At 59.1% G+C, this 15569-nt stretch carries 15 protein-coding genes; 12 read left to right on the top strand and 3 right to left on the bottom strand.

What is annotated here, in order from left to right:
• Positions 1-51: 51 nt before the first annotated feature.
• Positions 52-270, top strand: a complete 219-nt coding sequence (locus FIV39_RS02580) for a bacterioferritin-associated ferredoxin (RefSeq protein WP_090408790.1) — start codon at positions 52-54, stop codon at positions 268-270.
• A 200-nt stretch (positions 271-470) separates the two neighbouring features.
• Positions 471-941 carry a bacterioferritin gene (gene bfr, locus FIV39_RS02575; RefSeq protein WP_090408793.1) on the top strand — a complete coding sequence of 157 codons (471 nt, stop codon included), beginning with the start codon at positions 471-473 and terminating at the stop codon, positions 939-941.
• A gap of 69 nt (positions 942-1010) precedes the next feature.
• Here the strand turns inward: bfr and grxD are convergent, their stop codons facing one another.
• The gene (grxD, locus tag FIV39_RS02570; RefSeq protein WP_090408796.1) at positions 1011-1349 is read right to left on the bottom strand and encodes a Grx4 family monothiol glutaredoxin; all 339 of its coding nucleotides are present in this window, start codon (positions 1347-1349) and stop codon (positions 1011-1013) included.
• Positions 1350-1435: 86 nt separating this feature from the next.
• Positions 1436-3544 (bottom strand): molybdopterin oxidoreductase family protein, encoded by a 2109-nt coding sequence (locus tag FIV39_RS02565; protein ID WP_090408799.1) that lies wholly within the window; start codon positions 3542-3544, stop codon positions 1436-1438.
• A 431-nt stretch (positions 3545-3975) separates the two neighbouring features.
• Between FIV39_RS02565 and argF the strand changes: the two genes are divergently transcribed.
• Both argF and FIV39_RS02550 read left to right on the top strand, forming a co-directional pair.
• Entirely contained in the window at positions 3976-4896 is a 921-nt protein-coding gene (gene argF / locus FIV39_RS02555) for an ornithine carbamoyltransferase (RefSeq protein WP_090408807.1), read from the top strand.
• Complete coding sequence (locus tag FIV39_RS02550; protein ID WP_090408811.1) at positions 4893-6002, top strand: ABC transporter ATP-binding protein; 1110 nt, start codon at positions 4893-4895, stop codon at positions 6000-6002. The genes argF and FIV39_RS02550 overlap by 4 nt, the downstream gene beginning before the upstream one ends.
• Before the next feature lie 122 nt (positions 6003-6124).
• Here the strand turns inward: FIV39_RS02550 and ybaK are convergent, their stop codons facing one another.
• Positions 6125-6595 carry a Cys-tRNA(Pro) deacylase gene (gene ybaK / locus FIV39_RS02545; protein WP_090408814.1) on the bottom strand — a complete coding sequence of 157 codons (471 nt, stop codon included), beginning with the start codon at positions 6593-6595 and terminating at the stop codon, positions 6125-6127.
• Positions 6596-6921: 326 nt separating this feature from the next.
• Between ybaK and FIV39_RS02540 the strand changes: the two genes are divergently transcribed.
• The 8 genes from FIV39_RS02540 (at position 6922) to FIV39_RS02505 (ending at position 15569) form a co-directional block, all read left to right on the top strand.
• Positions 6922-7776 (top strand): MIP/aquaporin family protein, encoded by an 855-nt coding sequence (locus FIV39_RS02540; RefSeq protein ID WP_027604596.1) that lies wholly within the window; start codon positions 6922-6924, stop codon positions 7774-7776.
• 77 nt (positions 7777-7853) lie between these two features.
• Complete coding sequence (gene glpK, locus FIV39_RS02535) at positions 7854-9359, top strand: glycerol kinase GlpK (protein ID WP_090408817.1); 1506 nt, start codon at positions 7854-7856, stop codon at positions 9357-9359.
• Positions 9360-9454: 95 nt separating this feature from the next.
• A complete protein-coding gene (locus FIV39_RS02530; RefSeq protein WP_027604598.1) occupies positions 9455-10210 on the top strand; it encodes a DeoR/GlpR family transcriptional regulator in 756 nt (251 codons plus the stop codon).
• Positions 10211-10444: 234 nt separating this feature from the next.
• Positions 10445-11983, top strand: a complete 1539-nt coding sequence (gene glpD, locus FIV39_RS02525; protein WP_090408820.1) for a glycerol-3-phosphate dehydrogenase — start codon at positions 10445-10447, stop codon at positions 11981-11983.
• 314 nt (positions 11984-12297) lie between these two features.
• Positions 12298-13224 carry a glutamate/aspartate ABC transporter substrate-binding protein gene (locus FIV39_RS02520; protein WP_090408822.1) on the top strand — a complete coding sequence of 309 codons (927 nt, stop codon included), beginning with the start codon at positions 12298-12300 and terminating at the stop codon, positions 13222-13224.
• Between the two features lie 196 nt (positions 13225-13420).
• The gene (locus FIV39_RS02515) at positions 13421-14167 is read left to right on the top strand and encodes an amino acid ABC transporter permease (RefSeq protein WP_024073702.1); all 747 of its coding nucleotides are present in this window, start codon (positions 13421-13423) and stop codon (positions 14165-14167) included.
• A complete protein-coding gene (locus tag FIV39_RS02510; protein ID WP_090408823.1) occupies positions 14167-14838 on the top strand; it encodes an amino acid ABC transporter permease in 672 nt (223 codons plus the stop codon). The genes FIV39_RS02515 and FIV39_RS02510 overlap by 1 nt, the downstream gene beginning before the upstream one ends.
• A complete protein-coding gene (locus FIV39_RS02505) occupies positions 14835-15569 on the top strand; it encodes an amino acid ABC transporter ATP-binding protein (RefSeq protein WP_065926530.1) in 735 nt (244 codons plus the stop codon). Before FIV39_RS02510 ends, FIV39_RS02505 begins: the two co-directional genes overlap by 4 nt.

Below are 15569 nucleotides of genomic sequence, written 5' to 3'. Positions count from 1 at the left end.
AACATTAAGATCCATCGCACTTAAGCCTTAAACCCGCGACGGTTCTCCCTTATGTATGTGTGCCTGTGTACCGGCGTCACCGACGGACAAATCCGCGAAGCAATCTATGAAGGTTGCTGCAGCTACAAGGAAGTACGTGAAACCACCGGCGTTGCCAGTCAATGTGGTAAATGTGCTTGCCTCGCCAAGCAAGTGGTACGGGAAACCCTGACTCAGCTGCAAACAGCCCAGGCTGCACGTCCCTACCTAGCAGAATTTACACACGCATAATTCGCGTGTTTTAAAGAACCGGACTTAGCGTCCGGTTTTTTTATGCCCGCAATTCAATTAGTTAGCGCGAAGACGCGGAACACAAACATTCTTATTCCGATTAATTTTCATTTATTATTCAATAACTTAGGTTTGACACTAGGGAGTTGGCCGCTCAAACTCCGCCCTATACACAGCTATTACAGGGCAGGACCCCAGTCATGAAAGGCGACATCTCAGTCATCCAGCAACTCAACAAAATCCTTGCCAATGAACTGGTCGCGATCAATCAGTACTTTCTGCATGCACGCATGTATGACGATTGGGGCCTGGAAAAGCTCGGCAAGCGTGAATACAAAGAATCCATCAAGGCCATGAAGGACGCCGACGCGCTGATCAAGCGCATCCTGTTCCTCGAAGGCCTGCCGAACGTACAGGACCTGGGCAAGCTGAACATCGGCGAGCACACCCAGGAAATGATCGGCAGCGACCTGGGCTTTGAACGCAAGAGCCACAGCGACCTCAAGGCTGCCATCGCTCACTGTGAGACCAAAGGCGACTTCGGCAGCCGCGAGCTGCTGGAAGACATCCTGGAAGACCAGGAAGAACATATCGACTGGCTGGAAACCCAACTGGGCCTGATCGACAAAGTCAGCCTGGAAAACTACCTGCAATCGCAGATGGGTGAATAACCCCGTCGTTCACAGGTACAAAAAAGCCCCGCTCTCTCACGAGAAGCGGGGCTTTTTATTACAGGCGAATCACGCGTCGGTCTTGGCCGCCGCATTTGCCGCTGCATCCTTGATCAACGCTTGCAACGAACCATCAGTTGCCATTTCAGTGATGATATCGCTACCGCCGACCAGCTCACCAGCAACCCATAGTTGTGGGAAAGTAGGCCAGTTGGCGTACTTCGGCAGGTTGGCGCGGATTTCCGGGTTTTGCAGGATATCCACGTAAGCGAACTTCTCGCCACACTGCATCACAGCCTGGGAAGCCTTCGCGGAGAAACCGCACTGAGGAGCGTTAGGTGCGCCCTTCATGTAAAGCAGAATGGTGTTGTTGGCAATCTGCTCTTTGATCGTTTCGATGATATCCATGGAACACCTCGGCTGGAACTTTGCGACTCACAGGTCGGCACGGTGGCGCATTGTAACGCAAAATTCCAATGCGGTGCTCGGGCTCCTTATGCGGCAGCGACTTGGACCGGTACGCCATTCAACGCTGCATTGCCCGATAACTCGTCCAATTGCCGCTCGTCGGTCAAGTCATTCGCGCTCGCCCCCGGCTGCCCGCTGGCGATGCTCATCTGGACGCCCGGACGCCCATGACCCCAACCATGGGGCAGGCTGACCACGCCGGGCATCATGTCCAGGCTGGCGACCACCTCCACCTCGATCATGCCGATACGTGAACTGACGCGCACACGCTGGCCATCCGCCAACTGGCGACTGGCGAGGTCGTCGGGATGCATATGCAACTGGTGCCGAGGCTTACCCTTCACCAGCCGGTGATAGTTATGCATCCAGGAATTATTACTGCGCACGTGACGACGACCGATCAGCAGCAACTCGTCAGCCACAGGCATCGGCTGCGCCGCAAAACGCGCCAGATCCGCCAGAATCACTGCCGGTGCCGCATGCACCTTGCCGTCCAGGGTTTTCAAACGCGCGGCAAGATTGGGCTTGAGCGGCCCCAGGTCCATGCCATGGGGATGATCCGCCAGCTTCGCCACCGACAACTTATGGCTCGACGCATCACCATAAGCGCCGGCGCGCAGGCCGAAGTCGATCATTTGCGCAGGTGGCATGGTGGGCTTGAGCGCCATACCGGTCTGCGCAGCGAATGCCGTGGCGAGGCCGACAAAAATCTCCCAGTCATGCAGCGCCCCTTCAGGCTTGGGCAGAATCGCGCGATTGAAACGCGTGACATTGCGCACGGCGAACATATTGAACGTAGTGTCGTAATGGTCGTTTTCCAGTGCCGAAGTGGACGGCAGGATCAGATCGGCATAACGCGTGGTCTCGTTGATATAGAGGTCGACGCTGACCATGAACTCCAAGCCGTCCAGCGCCTGCTCCAACTGGCGACCATTGGGCGTCGACAGCACCGGGTTGCCCGCCACCGTCACCAGCGCGCGGATCTGTCCTTCGCCGCCGGTGAGCATTTCTTCAGCCAACGCAGACACTGGCAACTCGCCGCCGTACTCCGGACGCCCGGACACGCGACTCTGCCAGCGATTGAAATGCCCGCCACCGGTGGACGCAACCAAGTCCACCGCCGGACTGGTGCATAACGCACCGCCCTCGCGGTCAAGGTTGCCTGTGACCAGGTTGATCAACTGCACCAACCAATGACACAGCGTGCCGAACGCCTGGGTCGAAACCCCCATACGCCCGTAACACACGGCTTTATCCGCAGCAGCGAAGTCCCGCGCCAACTGGCGGATCTGCCCGGCAGGCACTGCACACTGGCGGCTCATGGCTTCGGCGGTAAAACCGGCAATTGCACGACGCACATCCTCAAGGCCTTCTACCGGCAAGTGACTGTCACGCGTGAGGTTCTCGGTAAACAGCGTGTTAAGTACCCCGAACAGCAGCGCTGCATCCCCCCCAGGCCGCACGAACAGGTGCTGATCAGCGATCGCCGCCGTCTCACTGCGCCGGGGATCGACCACCACCACTTTGCCACCCCGGGCCTGGATGGCCTTGAGGCGCTTCTCCACATCCGGCACGGTCATGATGCTGCCGTTGGAGGCCAGCGGGTTGCCGCCCAGGATCAGCATGAAGTCGGTGTGGTCGATGTCCGGAATCGGCAGCAACAGGCCATGGCCGTACATCAGGTGGCTGGTGAGGTGATGAGGCAACTGGTCAACGGAGGTGGCAGAAAACCGATTGCGCGTCTTGAGCTGGCCCAGGAAGTAGTTGCTGTGGGTCATCAGCCCATAGTTGTGCACGCTGGGGTTGCCCTGATACACCGCCACCGCATTCTGCCCATGCCGCGCCTGGATGCCCGCCAGCCGCTCGGCGACCAGGGCAAACGCCTCATCCCACGGAATTGGCTGCCATTCGCTGCCCACCCGCAACATGGGCTGGTGCAGGCGGTCAGGATCATTCTGGATGTCCTGCAACGCCACTGCCTTCGGGCAGATGTGACCACGGCTGAAGCTGTCCATCGCGTCGCCCTTGATCGAGGTGATCGCGAGGCTGCCGTCTTCGGCTTGGGTGGTTTCCAGGGTCAGGCCACAAATGGCCTCACACAGATGACATGCACGGTGGTGGAGAGTCTTGGCCATGGCCAGTCTCTTTATTGGGCTTTGGCCTGACTATGGGCCGTGACCATGACAGGCACCAGCATCGTTCGTCCTGTGAATCGACAGCCATCAAGCCAGACCATAAGCAAGCATGAGCAAATGTTACAGAACCTGTAATCAACCTCTGAAACCGACGTAGCCTGGCCCAAGCCCGCCCCCGCGCATTGCAAAAGGTTGCGGCGTCGGTGTACAAATGGCCCGCTGCTGTCTGGAAATCGTCTTCAAAAGCGCTAGCGCGCCCGTCTGAACACCCGTAAAAACCGTAGCCCTATTGGTAAGACGCGACATTTAATTATAAGATCGCGCCTTCCCCTATTTCGTCGCCCCGTGCGGCTTTCGCCGCAGGTCTCGCCCGTTGTCACAATAAACAAGGCTTTGAGTATCTGCGGTCTGTTGCAAAAAGGTAGTTAATGATGAGCGCAAGGCACTTTCTCTCCCTGATGGATTGCACGCCCGAAGAGCTGGTCAGCGTGATCCGTCGAGGCATTGAGCTTAAAGACCTGCGTAACCGCGGCGTACTGTTCGAGCCTTTGAAAAACCGCGTGCTTGGGATGATTTTCGAGAAGTCGTCGACCCGCACTCGCCTGTCCTTCGAAGCCGGCATGATCCAGCTGGGAGGCCAGGCCATCTTCCTGTCGCCGCGAGACACCCAGCTGGGCCGTGGCGAGCCGATCAGCGATTGCGCGATCGTCATGTCGCGCATGCTCGATGCGGTGATGATCCGCACCTTTGCCCACAGCACCCTGACCGAATTCGCCGCCAACTCGCGCGTGCCGGTGATCAACGGCCTGTCCGATGACCTGCACCCGTGCCAGTTGCTGGCCGACATGCAGACCTTCCTTGAGCACCGTGGCTCGATCCAGGGCAAGACCGTGGCCTGGATCGGTGACGGCAACAACATGTGCAACAGCTATATAGAAGCGGCGATTCAGTTCGACTTCCACCTGCGCATTGCCTGCCCGGAAGGCTTCGAGCCGGCCGCCGAGTTCCTGGCCAAGGCCGATGGCCGTGTGCAAATCCTGCGCGATCCAAAGGATGCAGTGATCGGCGCTCACCTGGTCAGCACTGACGTCTGGACCTCCATGGGCCAGGAAGACGAAACCGCCAAGCGCCTGGCCCTGTTTGCACCTTTCCAGGTGACCCGTGCCCTGCTCGACCTGGCCGCGCCGGACGTGCTGTTCATGCACTGTCTGCCGGCCCACCGTGGCGAAGAAATCAGCCTCGACCTGCTCGACGACCCACGCTCCGTGGCCTGGGACCAAGCCGAAAACCGCCTGCATGCACAAAAGGCCCTGCTCGAGTTTCTCGTCGAACCGGCGTACCACCACGCATGAGCCAGCCATTACTGCTGAACTTGCGAAATCTGGCATGCGGCTACCAGGATCAACGGGTGGTGCAGAACCTCAATCTGCACCTCAACGCGGGCGATATCGGTTGCCTGCTGGGCTCTTCGGGCTGTGGCAAAACCACGACCTTGCGCGCGATTGCCGGTTTTGAGCCGGTGCACGAAGGCGAAATCAGCCTCGCGGGCGAAGTCATCTCCAGCGCCGGCTTCACCCTGGCGCCGGAGAAACGTCGCATCGGCATGGTGTTCCAGGACTACGCGCTGTTTCCCCATCTCAGCGTGGCCGACAACATTGCCTTCGGCATTCGTAAGCACGCGCAAAAAGACCGTGTGGTCGCCGAACTGCTGGAACTGGTCAACCTCAAGGGCCTGGGCAAGCGTTTCCCTCACGAACTGTCGGGCGGCCAGCAGCAACGCGTCGCCCTCGCCCGCGCCCTGGCGCCGGAGCCACAACTGTTGCTGCTGGACGAACCGTTCTCCAACCTCGACGGCGAACTGCGGCGCAAGCTCAGCCACGAGGTGCGCGACATCCTCAAGGCACGGGGCACCAGTGCGATTTTGGTCACCCATGACCAGGAAGAGGCGTTCGCCGTGAGTGATCACGTCGGGGTGTTCAAGGAAGGCCGCCTGGAGCAGTGGGATACGCCCTACAACCTCTATCACGAACCGCTGACGCCTTATGTCGCCAGCTTTATCGGCCAGGGTTATTTCATTCGTGGTCAGTTGAGTTCGCCCGAGTCCGTCCACACTGAACTGGGTGACTTGCGCGGCAACCGCGCCTACACCTGGCCTACGGGTGGTGCGGTGGACGTCTTGCTACGCCCGGACGACATCGTCTATGCGCCGGACAGCCCCTTGAAAGCGCGGATCGTTGGCAAGACCTTCCTCGGTGCATCGACCCTGTACCGCCTGCAACTGCCGACCGGCGCGCAGCTGGAATCGATTTTCCCGAGCCATGCCGACCATCAGGTGGGCGCCGAGGTGGGCATTCGCGTAGCCGCTGAGCATTTAGTGCTGTTCCAGGCGTCAGGCAGCGTCGCGGCGCAGGTGCCTCGATCCGAGTCCGGCGTACGGCGCTACAGCCCGGCTGGCTGAGTTGATCAACGTGTGGGAGGGGGCTTGCCCCCGATCGCGGTGGGTCAGCCAGCTTATCCATACCTGACCCACCGCTATCGGGGGCAAGCCCCCTCCCACATTGATTCTCCAGCATACCGGGATTACACCCGGCCAATTTCTGCGAATTGGGCCTGGGTATGTTCCGCCAACACCGCGGCGGACAACTCCACTTCCAGCCCCCGTCTCCCCGCACTCACAAAAATTGTCGCAAACGGCTGCGCCGTCACGTCGATAAATGTGCGCAAACGCTTCTTCTGCCCCAATGGGCTGATACCTCCCAGCAGGTAACCGGTGGAACGTTGCGCCGCCGCCGGATCAGCCATTTCGACTTTTTTCACCCCGGCCGCGTGAGCCAGGGCCTTGAGGTCCAGACTTCCGACGACCGGCACCACAGCCACCAATAATTCGCCTTTTTCGCTGCTGGCCAGCAAGGTCTTGAACACCTGCGCCGGGTCGAGGCCCAATTTTTCTGCGGCCTCCAGGCCATACGAGGCCGCCTTGGGGTCGTGTTCATAACTGTGGATGCGATGTTCGGCGCGAACTTTTTTCAACAAATCCAATGCGGGGGTCATGACCTCTCCGGGCGTGGCAAACAGATGGCCAATTCTAGGCCAAGCCCGCACAAAACGCTCTAGTCCGCCCTCCCCGCCAACAATACTTAAGGGAGGAAGCATGATCATTCATAAAACCAATAGTTCGAAAGTGACCGATAGTTCACTTTCGACCTTTGACAGCCGTCATTCTTGTCTATATTTTTTCGTTTCCGAATACTGTAGGAATAGACCTGCAGGGTTCCAGCAGTAAGCCGTGCCTTGGATGGGGATCCTCGTCACGGTGAAAATCGCGCAACCGCCCGTTGAGGCAGTGCGCCAGACAAGAACAACAATCGAGGTTTTCCATGACAACTGCTCTTCAACAGCCTTCACTTTCGAGCCAATGCATGGCCGAGTTCCTGGGGACTGCGCTTCTGATCTTCTTCGGTACAGGATGTGTCGCTGCGCTCAAGGTCGCGGGTGCCAGCTTTGGGTTATGGGAAATCAGCATCATCTGGGGGATAGGCGTCAGCATGGCGATCTACCTCAGCGCCGGTATTTCCGGGGCTCACCTCAACCCGGCGGTCAGTATCGCGCTGTGTATTTTTGCCGATTTCGACAAGCGCAAACTGCCGTTCTACATCCTGGCCCAAATCGCCGGAGCCTTCTGCTCGGCGGCACTGGTGTACACGCTCTACAGCAATCTCTTTTTCGATTACGAACAAACCCACCATCTGGTGCGCGGCACCCAGGCCAGCCTGGAATTGGCCTCGGTGTTCTCCACCTACCCCCATGCATTGCTGAGCACTGCACAGGCCTTCCTGGTGGAAATGGTCATTACCGCGATCCTCATGGGCGTGATCATGGCCCTCACCGATGACAACAACGGCCTGCCGCGCGGCCCACTGGCGCCCCTGTTGATCGGCCTGCTGATTGCGGTGATTGGCAGTGCCATGGGCCCATTGACCGGTTTTGCGATGAACCCGGCACGGGATTTCGGGCCCAAGCTGATGACCTTTTTTGCTGGCTGGGGTGAAATGGCCTTTACTGGCGGCCGCGATATTCCTTACTTCCTGGTTCCGATTTTCGCGCCGATTGTTGGCGCATGCCTCGGTGCTGCGGCCTATCGCGGGCTGATCGCCCGCCACTTGCCGAGCGCCGCACCTGCTATAGCTGAAACAACTGACACGGCTGTCAACGGCAAGACTCGTATTTCCTGAAAGCGCCAGCCTGGCCCTCTGCCCTTCGCGGCCCAGGCTGATTTCTGACTTCCTTATTTCCGTGCAAGGCAATCAATATGACCGACCTTCAGAATAAGAACTACATCATTGCCCTTGACCAGGGCACCACCAGTTCCCGGGCGATCATCTTCGATCGTGACGCCAACGTGGTCTGCACCGCCCAGCGTGAATTCACTCAGCACTACCCACAGCCTGGTTGGGTTGAACATGACCCGATGGAAATCTTCGCTACCCAGAGCGCGGTGATGGTCGAAGCCCTGGCACAAGCCGGCCTGCACCATGACCAAGTCGCCGCCATCGGTATCACCAACCAGCGTGAAACCACCGTGGTATGGGACAAGGTCACCGGCCGCCCGATCTACAACGCGATCGTCTGGCAGTGCCGCCGCAGCACCGAGATCTGCCAGCAGCTCAAGCGCGACGGCCACGAGCAATACATCAACGACACCACCGGTCTGGTCACCGACCCGTACTTTTCCGGCACCAAGCTCAAGTGGATCCTCGATAACGTCGAAGGCAGCCGCGAGCGCGCGCGCAACGGCGAACTGCTGTTCGGCACCGTCGACAGCTGGCTGATCTGGAAATTTACCGGCGGCAAGACCCACGTCACCGACTACACCAACGCCTCGCGCACCATGCTCTTCAACATCCACACCCTGGAGTGGGATGCGAAGATGCTGGAGATCCTCGACGTTCCGCGAGAAATGCTGCCGGAAGTGAAGTCGTCCTCGGAGATCTACGGCCGCACCAAAAGTGGCATCGCCATCGGCGGTATCGCCGGTGACCAACAGGCAGCGTTGTTCGGCCAGATGTGTGTGGAGGCCGGCCAGGCCAAGAACACCTACGGCACCGGCTGCTTCCTGCTGATGAACACCGGTGATAAAGCGGTGAAATCCAAGCACGGCATGCTCACCACCATCGCCTGTGGCCCGCGTGGCGAAGTGGCCTATGCGCTGGAAGGCGCGGTGTTCAACGGTGGTTCCACCGTGCAATGGCTGCGTGACGAGCTAAAAATCATCGCCGATGCCACCGACACCGAATACTTCGCCGGCAAGGTCAAGGACAGCAACGGCGTGTACCTGGTCCCGGCCTTCACGGGCCTGGGCGCCCCATACTGGGACCCGTATGCCCGTGGGGCACTGTTCGGCCTGACTCGTGGCGTACGCGTGGATCACATTATTCGTGCCGCCCTGGAGTCGATTGCCTACCAGACTCGCGACGTACTCGACGCCATGCAACAGGACTCGGGCGAACGCCTCAAGGCCCTGCGCGTGGACGGCGGCGCGGTGGCCAACAACTTCCTGATGCAATTCCAGGCCGACATCCTCGGTACCCAGGTCGAACGTCCGCAAATGCGTGAAACCACGGCACTCGGCGCCGCCTACCTGGCGGGCCTGGCCTGTGGCTTCTGGGGCAGCCTGGACGAACTGCGCGGCAAGGCCGTGATCGAGCGCGAATTCGAACCTCAACTGGAAGAAACCGCCAAAGAGAAACTCTACGCCGGCTGGCAAAAAGCGGTGAGCCGCACCCGTGACTGGGAACCGCACGAAGGCGCCGAATAAGCCACGCGCCGGCCCCATATTGGGTTGTAACTGGCAGGGAGCAGATTCCTGCGTCATCATGGGCCACTTTTGTATGGCAGCCCAAAGGACGCCCCATGAATCTGCCTCCCCGCCAGCAACAAATCCTCGAACTGGTCCGCGAACGCGGCTACGTCAGTATCGAGGAAATGGCGCAGCTATTCGTTGTCACCCCGCAAACCATCCGCCGCGACATCAACCAGCTGGCGGATGCCAATCTGCTGCGCCGCTACCACGGCGGCGCGGCCTATGACTCGAGTGTCGAGAACACCGCGTACGCCATGCGTGCCGACCAGATGCGCGATGAGAAACAACGCATCGGCGAAGCCATCGCGGCACAAATTCCCGATCACGCCTCGTTGTTCATCAATATCGGCACCACCACCGAATCCATCGCCCGTGCGCTGCTCAACCACAACCACCTGAAAATCATCACCAACAACCTCAACGTCGCCACCATGCTCAGCGCCAAGGACGACTTCGATGTGTTGCTGACCGGCGGCAATGTGCGCCGTGACGGCGGCGTGGTGGGTCAGGCCAGTGTCGACTTCATCAACCAGTTCAAGGTCGACTTCGCGTTGGTGGGCATCAGTGGCATCGACGAGGACGGCAGCCTGCTGGACTTCGACTACCAGGAAGTCCGGGTTTCGCAGGCGATCATCGCCAATGCGCGCCAAGTGATCCTGGCGGCGGACTCCAGCAAGTTCGGGCGCAATGCGATGATTCGACTGGGGCCGATCAGCCTGGTGGACTGTCTGGTGACGGATCAGGAGCCGGTGCCCGCCTTGGTGCAGTTGTTGAATCAGCACAAGGTTCGTCTGGAAGTCGTATAGCGTCTGCACTGACGCATCGGGGGCGACGATTCGACTTACCCCCGATGGCGATTTATCCAGCGCCTTTTTCTCGAGCCTTGCCCAGGCTTATGTTCACAATTCTTCCTTTCCTAGCCCTTCGATGAGTTTTTTCAATCGAAGTTGGCTGGCTGTGCCCGCGTTTATCAGCTACCATTTTCGAAAATGAACATTAATGTTCGAATTCCAATACGAAAAAGATCGCGAGGCCAGCCGATGAACCCTTCTACCTTGCCTGCTCCACCGCTTGCCGAAGTCTATGACGTTGCCGTAATCGGTGGCGGGATCAATGGCGTCGGCATTGCAGCAGACGCAGCCGGTCGCGGTTTGTCGGTATTCCTTTGCGAAAAGGACGACCTGGCCAGCCACACCTCCTCCGCCAGCAGCAAGCTGATCCACGGTGGCCTGCGCTACCTCGAACATTACGAATTCCGCCTGGTACGCGAAGCCCTGGCCGAACGTGAAGTGCTGCTGGCCAAGGCCCCGCACATCGTCAAGCAGATGCGCTTCGTCCTGCCACACCGCCCGCACCTGCGCCCGGCATGGATGATCCGTGCCGGTCTGTTCCTCTATGACCACCTGGGCAAACGCGAGAAACTCGCCGGTTCCAAGAGCCTCAAGTTCGGCCCCGACAGCCCGCTGAAAAGCGAAATAACCAAAGGCTTCGAATACTCCGACTGCTGGGTAGATGACGCACGCCTGGTAGTACTCAACGCCATGGCTGCCCGTGAAAAGGGTGCCCACATCCACACCCAGACCCGTTGCATCAGCGCCCATCGCAGCAACGGCATGTGGGACATGAACATGGAACGCGCCGATGGCAGCCTGTTCTCGATCCGCGCCCGCGCGCTGGTGAACGCCGCCGGCCCATGGGTCGCCAAGTTCATCAAGGACGACCTGAAGCTGGACTCGCCGTACGGCATCCGCCTGATCCAGGGCAGCCACCTGATCGTGCCGAAACTGTATGAAGGCGCGCACGCGCACATTCTGCAGAACGAAGACCAGCGTATCGTCTTCACCATTCCGTACCTGAACCACCTGACCATCATCGGCACCACCGACCGCGAATACACCGGCGACCCGGCGAAAGTGGCGATCACCGAAGGTGAAACCGACTACATGCTCAAGGTGGTCAATGCGCACTTCAAGAAACAGCTGAGCCGCGACGACATCGTCCACACCTACTCGGGTGTGCGCCCGCTGTGCAACGACGAGTCGGATAACCCGTCGGCCATTACCCGCGACTACACCCTGTCGCTGTCCGGTGGCGCAGGCGAGGCGCCGATCCTGTCGGTGTTCGGCGGTAAGCTGACCACCTATCGCAAGCTTGCAGAATCGGCGATGGCGCAACTGGCCCCGTACTTCACGCAGATGCGTCCCAGCTGGACCGCCACCGCCAGCCTGCCCGGCGGCGAGGACATGACCACGCCAGAAGCCCTGGCCGAGGCCATTCGCAGCACATTCGCCTGGTTGCCGAGCGAGATTGCACGCCGCTGGTCCACCACCTATGGCAGCCGCACCTGGCGCCTGCTGGAAGGCGTGCAATCGCTGGCTGACCTGGGCGAACACCTGGGTGGCGGCCTGTACACCCGCGAGGTCGATTACCTGTGTACTGAAGAATGGGCAACCCAGCCCCAGGACGTGCTGTGGCGCCGGACCAAACTCGGCCTGTTCACCACCCCGCAGGAACAGGACAACGTGCAACGCTACCTGTCCAAGGTTGAGCAGAGCCGCAGCAAGATCGAAGCGGCCTGACAGGCCCGTCGTACAAAAGCCCCTGCGCCGTAAGGCCCAGGGGCTTTTTTATACCGGCGTTGGCATTCGGTTTTCCGAACAGCAAAGGCAATCCTATTCGGTTTGCCGGATCAAACAGATACATATTTACCGCCACACAGAATTAATCTTTATATAAATCAAATTGTTAACCTTTTACTGCTGGTCTGGCACGACTCATGCTCTACACTCCTAGACGATTGCCTGAGACGCCTCAGGAGCCGTCACGGGCATTCGCTGTACAAGAGAGCCGCCTAGCCGGCTTCATAAAAAAAACAAATGTCGAGGAAGTATTGATGCGCATCGTTCCCCATATCCTGGGCGCAGCTATCGCTGCTGCTCTGATCAGCACTCCAGTTTTTGCCGCCGAACTCACCGGCACACTGAAGAAAATCAACGACTCCGGCACCATCACCCTCGGGCACCGCGACAGTTCCATTCCGTTTTCCTACATTGCGGATGGCTCGGGCAAACCGGTGGGCTACTCCCACGACATTCAGCTGGCCATCGTTGAAGCCCTGAAAAAAGACCTGAACAAACCCGATCTGCAGGCCAAGTACAACCTCGTCACCTCGCAGACCCGTATTCCGCTGGTCCAGAACGGCACCGTCGACATCGAGTGCGGTTCCACCACCAACAACGCCGAACGCGCCCAGCAAGTCGCCTTCACCACCAACATCTTCGAAATCGGCACTCGCCTGCTGGTCAAGAAAGACAAGGAAGGCAAGCCTAGCTACGCCGACTTCGCCGACCTGAAAGGCAAGAACGTCGTCACCACCGCCGGCACCACATCCGAGCGCATCATCAAGGCGATGAACGCTGACAAGCAGATGGGCATGAACGTCATCTCCGCCAAAGACCACGGCGAGTCCTTCCAGATGCTGGAAAGCGGCCGTGCCGTAGCCTTCATGATGGACGACGCCCTGTTGGCCGGCGAAGAAGCCAAGGCCAAGAAGCCGGACGACTGGGTCATCACCGGTACTCCACAGTCCTTCGAAGCCTACGCGTGCATGGTTCGCAAAGAAGACCCTGCCTTCAAGAAAGCGGTAGATGACGCCATCGCTGGCCTGTATAAATCCGGCGAAATAAACAAGATCTACGCCAAGTGGTTCGAAAGCCCGATCCCACCAAAAAACCTGAACCTGAACTTCCCAATGAGCGACAAGGTTAAGGAACTGATCAAGAACCCGACTGACAAGCCGGCGCCTGACGTAAAAATCTGATTCCTGACTAACCTTATCTCCTGAGAGAGCCAACCCTCTCTCAGGCGTCTGTTACTACCTGCTGGCTATATATTTTGGAACACTCGACCTGGCGGTTTTCGAGCCGATCGCGTGTGCCTGGCGTTCATCGTCAGGCGGGAATGGACTTTCCCCAAGCGGGTGCTTGTACATCGATCGATCTCGAGGGGAGACCCTAATGAATTACAACTGGGACTGGGGCGTGTTCTTCAAGTCCACCGGCGTGGGCAGCGAGACTTATCTCGACTGGTACATCGCCGGCCTGGGCTGGACCATCGCCATCGCTGTCGTGGCATGGATTATCGCCTTGCTGCTGGGCTCCATTCTGGGGGTCATGCGCACTGTGCCAAACCGCCTCGTATCAGGCATCGCGACCTGCTACGTGGAACTGTTTCGTAACGTGCCGCTGCTGGTGCAGCTGTTCATCTGGTACTTCCTGATACCCGACCTGCTGCCACAGAACCTGCAGGACTGGTACAAGCAAGACCTGAACCCGACCACCTCGGCCTACCTGAGCGTTGTCGTGTGCCTGGGCCTGTTCACCGCCGCCCGTGTGTGCGAGCAAGTGCGCACCGGCATCCAGGCGCTGCCACGTGGTCAAGAGGCCGCTGCACGCGCCATGGGCTTCAAGCTGCCGCAGATCTACTGGAACGTGCTGCTGCCCCAGGCCTACCGCATCATCATTCCACCGCTTACCTCGGAATTCCTCAACGTCTTCAAAAACTCCTCCGTGGCGTCCTTGATCGGCCTGATGGAACTGCTGGCGCAAACCAAACAGACCGCCGAGTTCTCGGCCAACCTGTTTGAAGCCTTCACCCTGGCCACGCTGATCTACTTCACCCTGAACATGAGCCTGATGCTGCTGATGCGCGTGGTCGAGAAGAAAGTCGCCGTGCCCGGCCTGATCTCCGTGGGGGGTAAATAATGGAATTCGATTTCAGCGGCATCATCCCCGCCATCCCAGGCCTGTGGAACGGCATGGTCATGACCTTGAAGCTGATGGTCATGGGCGTGATCGGCGGTATCGCGCTGGGTACGATCCTGGCGCTGATGCGCCTGTCGTCAAACAAACTGCTGTCGCGCCTGGCCGGCGCCTATGTGAACTACTTCCGCTCGATCCCACTGCTGCTGGTGATCACCTGGTTCTACCTGGCGGTGCCGTTCGTGTTGCGTTGGATCACCGGCGAAGACACGCCGATCGGTGCATTCACCTCCTGCGTCGTGGCCTTCATGATGTTCGAAGCCGCGTACTTCTGCGAGATCGTGCGGGCCGGCGTGCAGTCGATCCCCAAGGGCCAGATGGCCGCCGCACAAGCGATGGGCATGACCTATGGCCAGACCATGCGCCTGATCATCCTGCCCCAGGCGTTCCGCAAGATGACCCCGTTGCTGCTGCAACAGTCGATCATCCTGTTCCAGGACACCTCGCTGGTCTACACCGTGGGCCTGGTGGATTTCCTCAACTCCGCCCGTTCCAACGGCGACATCATCGGGCGCTCCAATGAGTTCCTGATCTTCGCCGGTGTCGTCTACTTCATCATCAGCTTTTCCGCCTCGCTGCTGGTCAAGCGTCTGCAAAAAAGGTTTGCCGTATGATCTCTATCAAGAATATCAACAAGTGGTATGGCGACTTCCAGGTGCTGACCGATTGCAGCACCGAGGTTAAAAAAGGCGAAGTGATCGTGGTGTGCGGGCCATCGGGCTCGGGCAAATCCACCCTGATCAAGTGCGTCAACGCGCTGGAACCGTTCCAGAAAGGCGACGTGATTGTCGACGGCACGTCCATCGCTGACCCGAAGACCAACCTGCCGAAACTGCGTTCGCGCGTGGGCATGGTGTTCCAGCACTTCGAACTGTTCCCGCACCTGACCATCACCGAAAACCTGACCATCGCACAGATCAAGGTGCTCGGCCGCAGCAAGGAAGAGGCCACCAAGAAAGGCCTGCAACTGCTTGAGCGCGTGGGCCTGTCGGCGCACGCCCACAAGCACCCTGGCCAACTCTCCGGTGGCCAACAGCAACGTGTGGCGATTGCCCGCGCCCTGGCCATGGACCCGATCGTCATGCTGTTCGACGAACCGACCTCGGCGCTCGACCCGGAAATGGTCAACGAAGTACTGGACGTAATGGTGCAGTTGGCCCAGGAAGGCATGACCATGATGTGCGTAACCCACGAAATGGGCTTTGCCCGCAAAGTGGCCGACCGCGTGATCTTCATGGACGCCGGCAAGATCATCGAAGACTGCCCGAAAGAAGAGTTCTTCGGCGACATCAGCGCCCGCTCCGAGCGCGCGCAGCACTTCCTTGAGAAAATCCTGCAGCACTAA

The organism is Pseudomonas grimontii, from assembly GCF_007858185.1.
Lineage (GTDB): Bacteria > Pseudomonadota > Gammaproteobacteria > Pseudomonadales > Pseudomonadaceae > Aquipseudomonas > Aquipseudomonas grimontii.
The sequence above is the reverse complement of the archived record's forward strand: the minus strand, read 5'-3'. Positions and strand labels throughout refer to the sequence as shown.

Bases quoted from the DNA above. Each gene is read 5' to 3' on its own strand.
- FIV39_RS02510 (WP_090408823.1), top strand. From the start codon at position 14,167: ATGGAATTCGATTTCAGCGGCATCATCCCCGCCATCCCAGGCCTGTGG.
- grxD (WP_090408796.1), bottom strand. From the start codon at position 1,349: ATGGATATCATCGAAACGATCAAAGAGCAGATTGCCAACAACACCATT.
- FIV39_RS02580 (WP_090408790.1), top strand. From the start codon at position 52: ATGTATGTGTGCCTGTGTACCGGCGTCACCGACGGACAAATCCGCGAA.
- bfr (WP_090408793.1), top strand. From the start codon at position 471: ATGAAAGGCGACATCTCAGTCATCCAGCAACTCAACAAAATCCTTGCC.
- FIV39_RS02520 (WP_090408822.1), top strand. From the start codon at position 12,298: ATGCGCATCGTTCCCCATATCCTGGGCGCAGCTATCGCTGCTGCTCTG.
- FIV39_RS02550 (WP_090408811.1), top strand. From the start codon at position 4,893: ATGAGCCAGCCATTACTGCTGAACTTGCGAAATCTGGCATGCGGCTAC.
- FIV39_RS02540 (WP_027604596.1), top strand. From the start codon at position 6,922: ATGACAACTGCTCTTCAACAGCCTTCACTTTCGAGCCAATGCATGGCC.
- FIV39_RS02515 (WP_024073702.1), top strand. From the start codon at position 13,421: ATGAATTACAACTGGGACTGGGGCGTGTTCTTCAAGTCCACCGGCGTG.
- glpD (WP_090408820.1), top strand. From the start codon at position 10,445: ATGAACCCTTCTACCTTGCCTGCTCCACCGCTTGCCGAAGTCTATGAC.
- argF (WP_090408807.1), top strand. From the start codon at position 3,976: ATGAGCGCAAGGCACTTTCTCTCCCTGATGGATTGCACGCCCGAAGAG.
- FIV39_RS02505 (WP_065926530.1), top strand. From the start codon at position 14,835: ATGATCTCTATCAAGAATATCAACAAGTGGTATGGCGACTTCCAGGTG.
- FIV39_RS02530 (WP_027604598.1), top strand. From the start codon at position 9,455: ATGAATCTGCCTCCCCGCCAGCAACAAATCCTCGAACTGGTCCGCGAA.
- ybaK (WP_090408814.1), bottom strand. From the start codon at position 6,595: ATGACCCCCGCATTGGATTTGTTGAAAAAAGTTCGCGCCGAACATCGC.
- glpK (WP_090408817.1), top strand. From the start codon at position 7,854: ATGACCGACCTTCAGAATAAGAACTACATCATTGCCCTTGACCAGGGC.
- FIV39_RS02565 (WP_090408799.1), bottom strand. From the start codon at position 3,544: ATGGCCAAGACTCTCCACCACCGTGCATGTCATCTGTGTGAGGCCATT.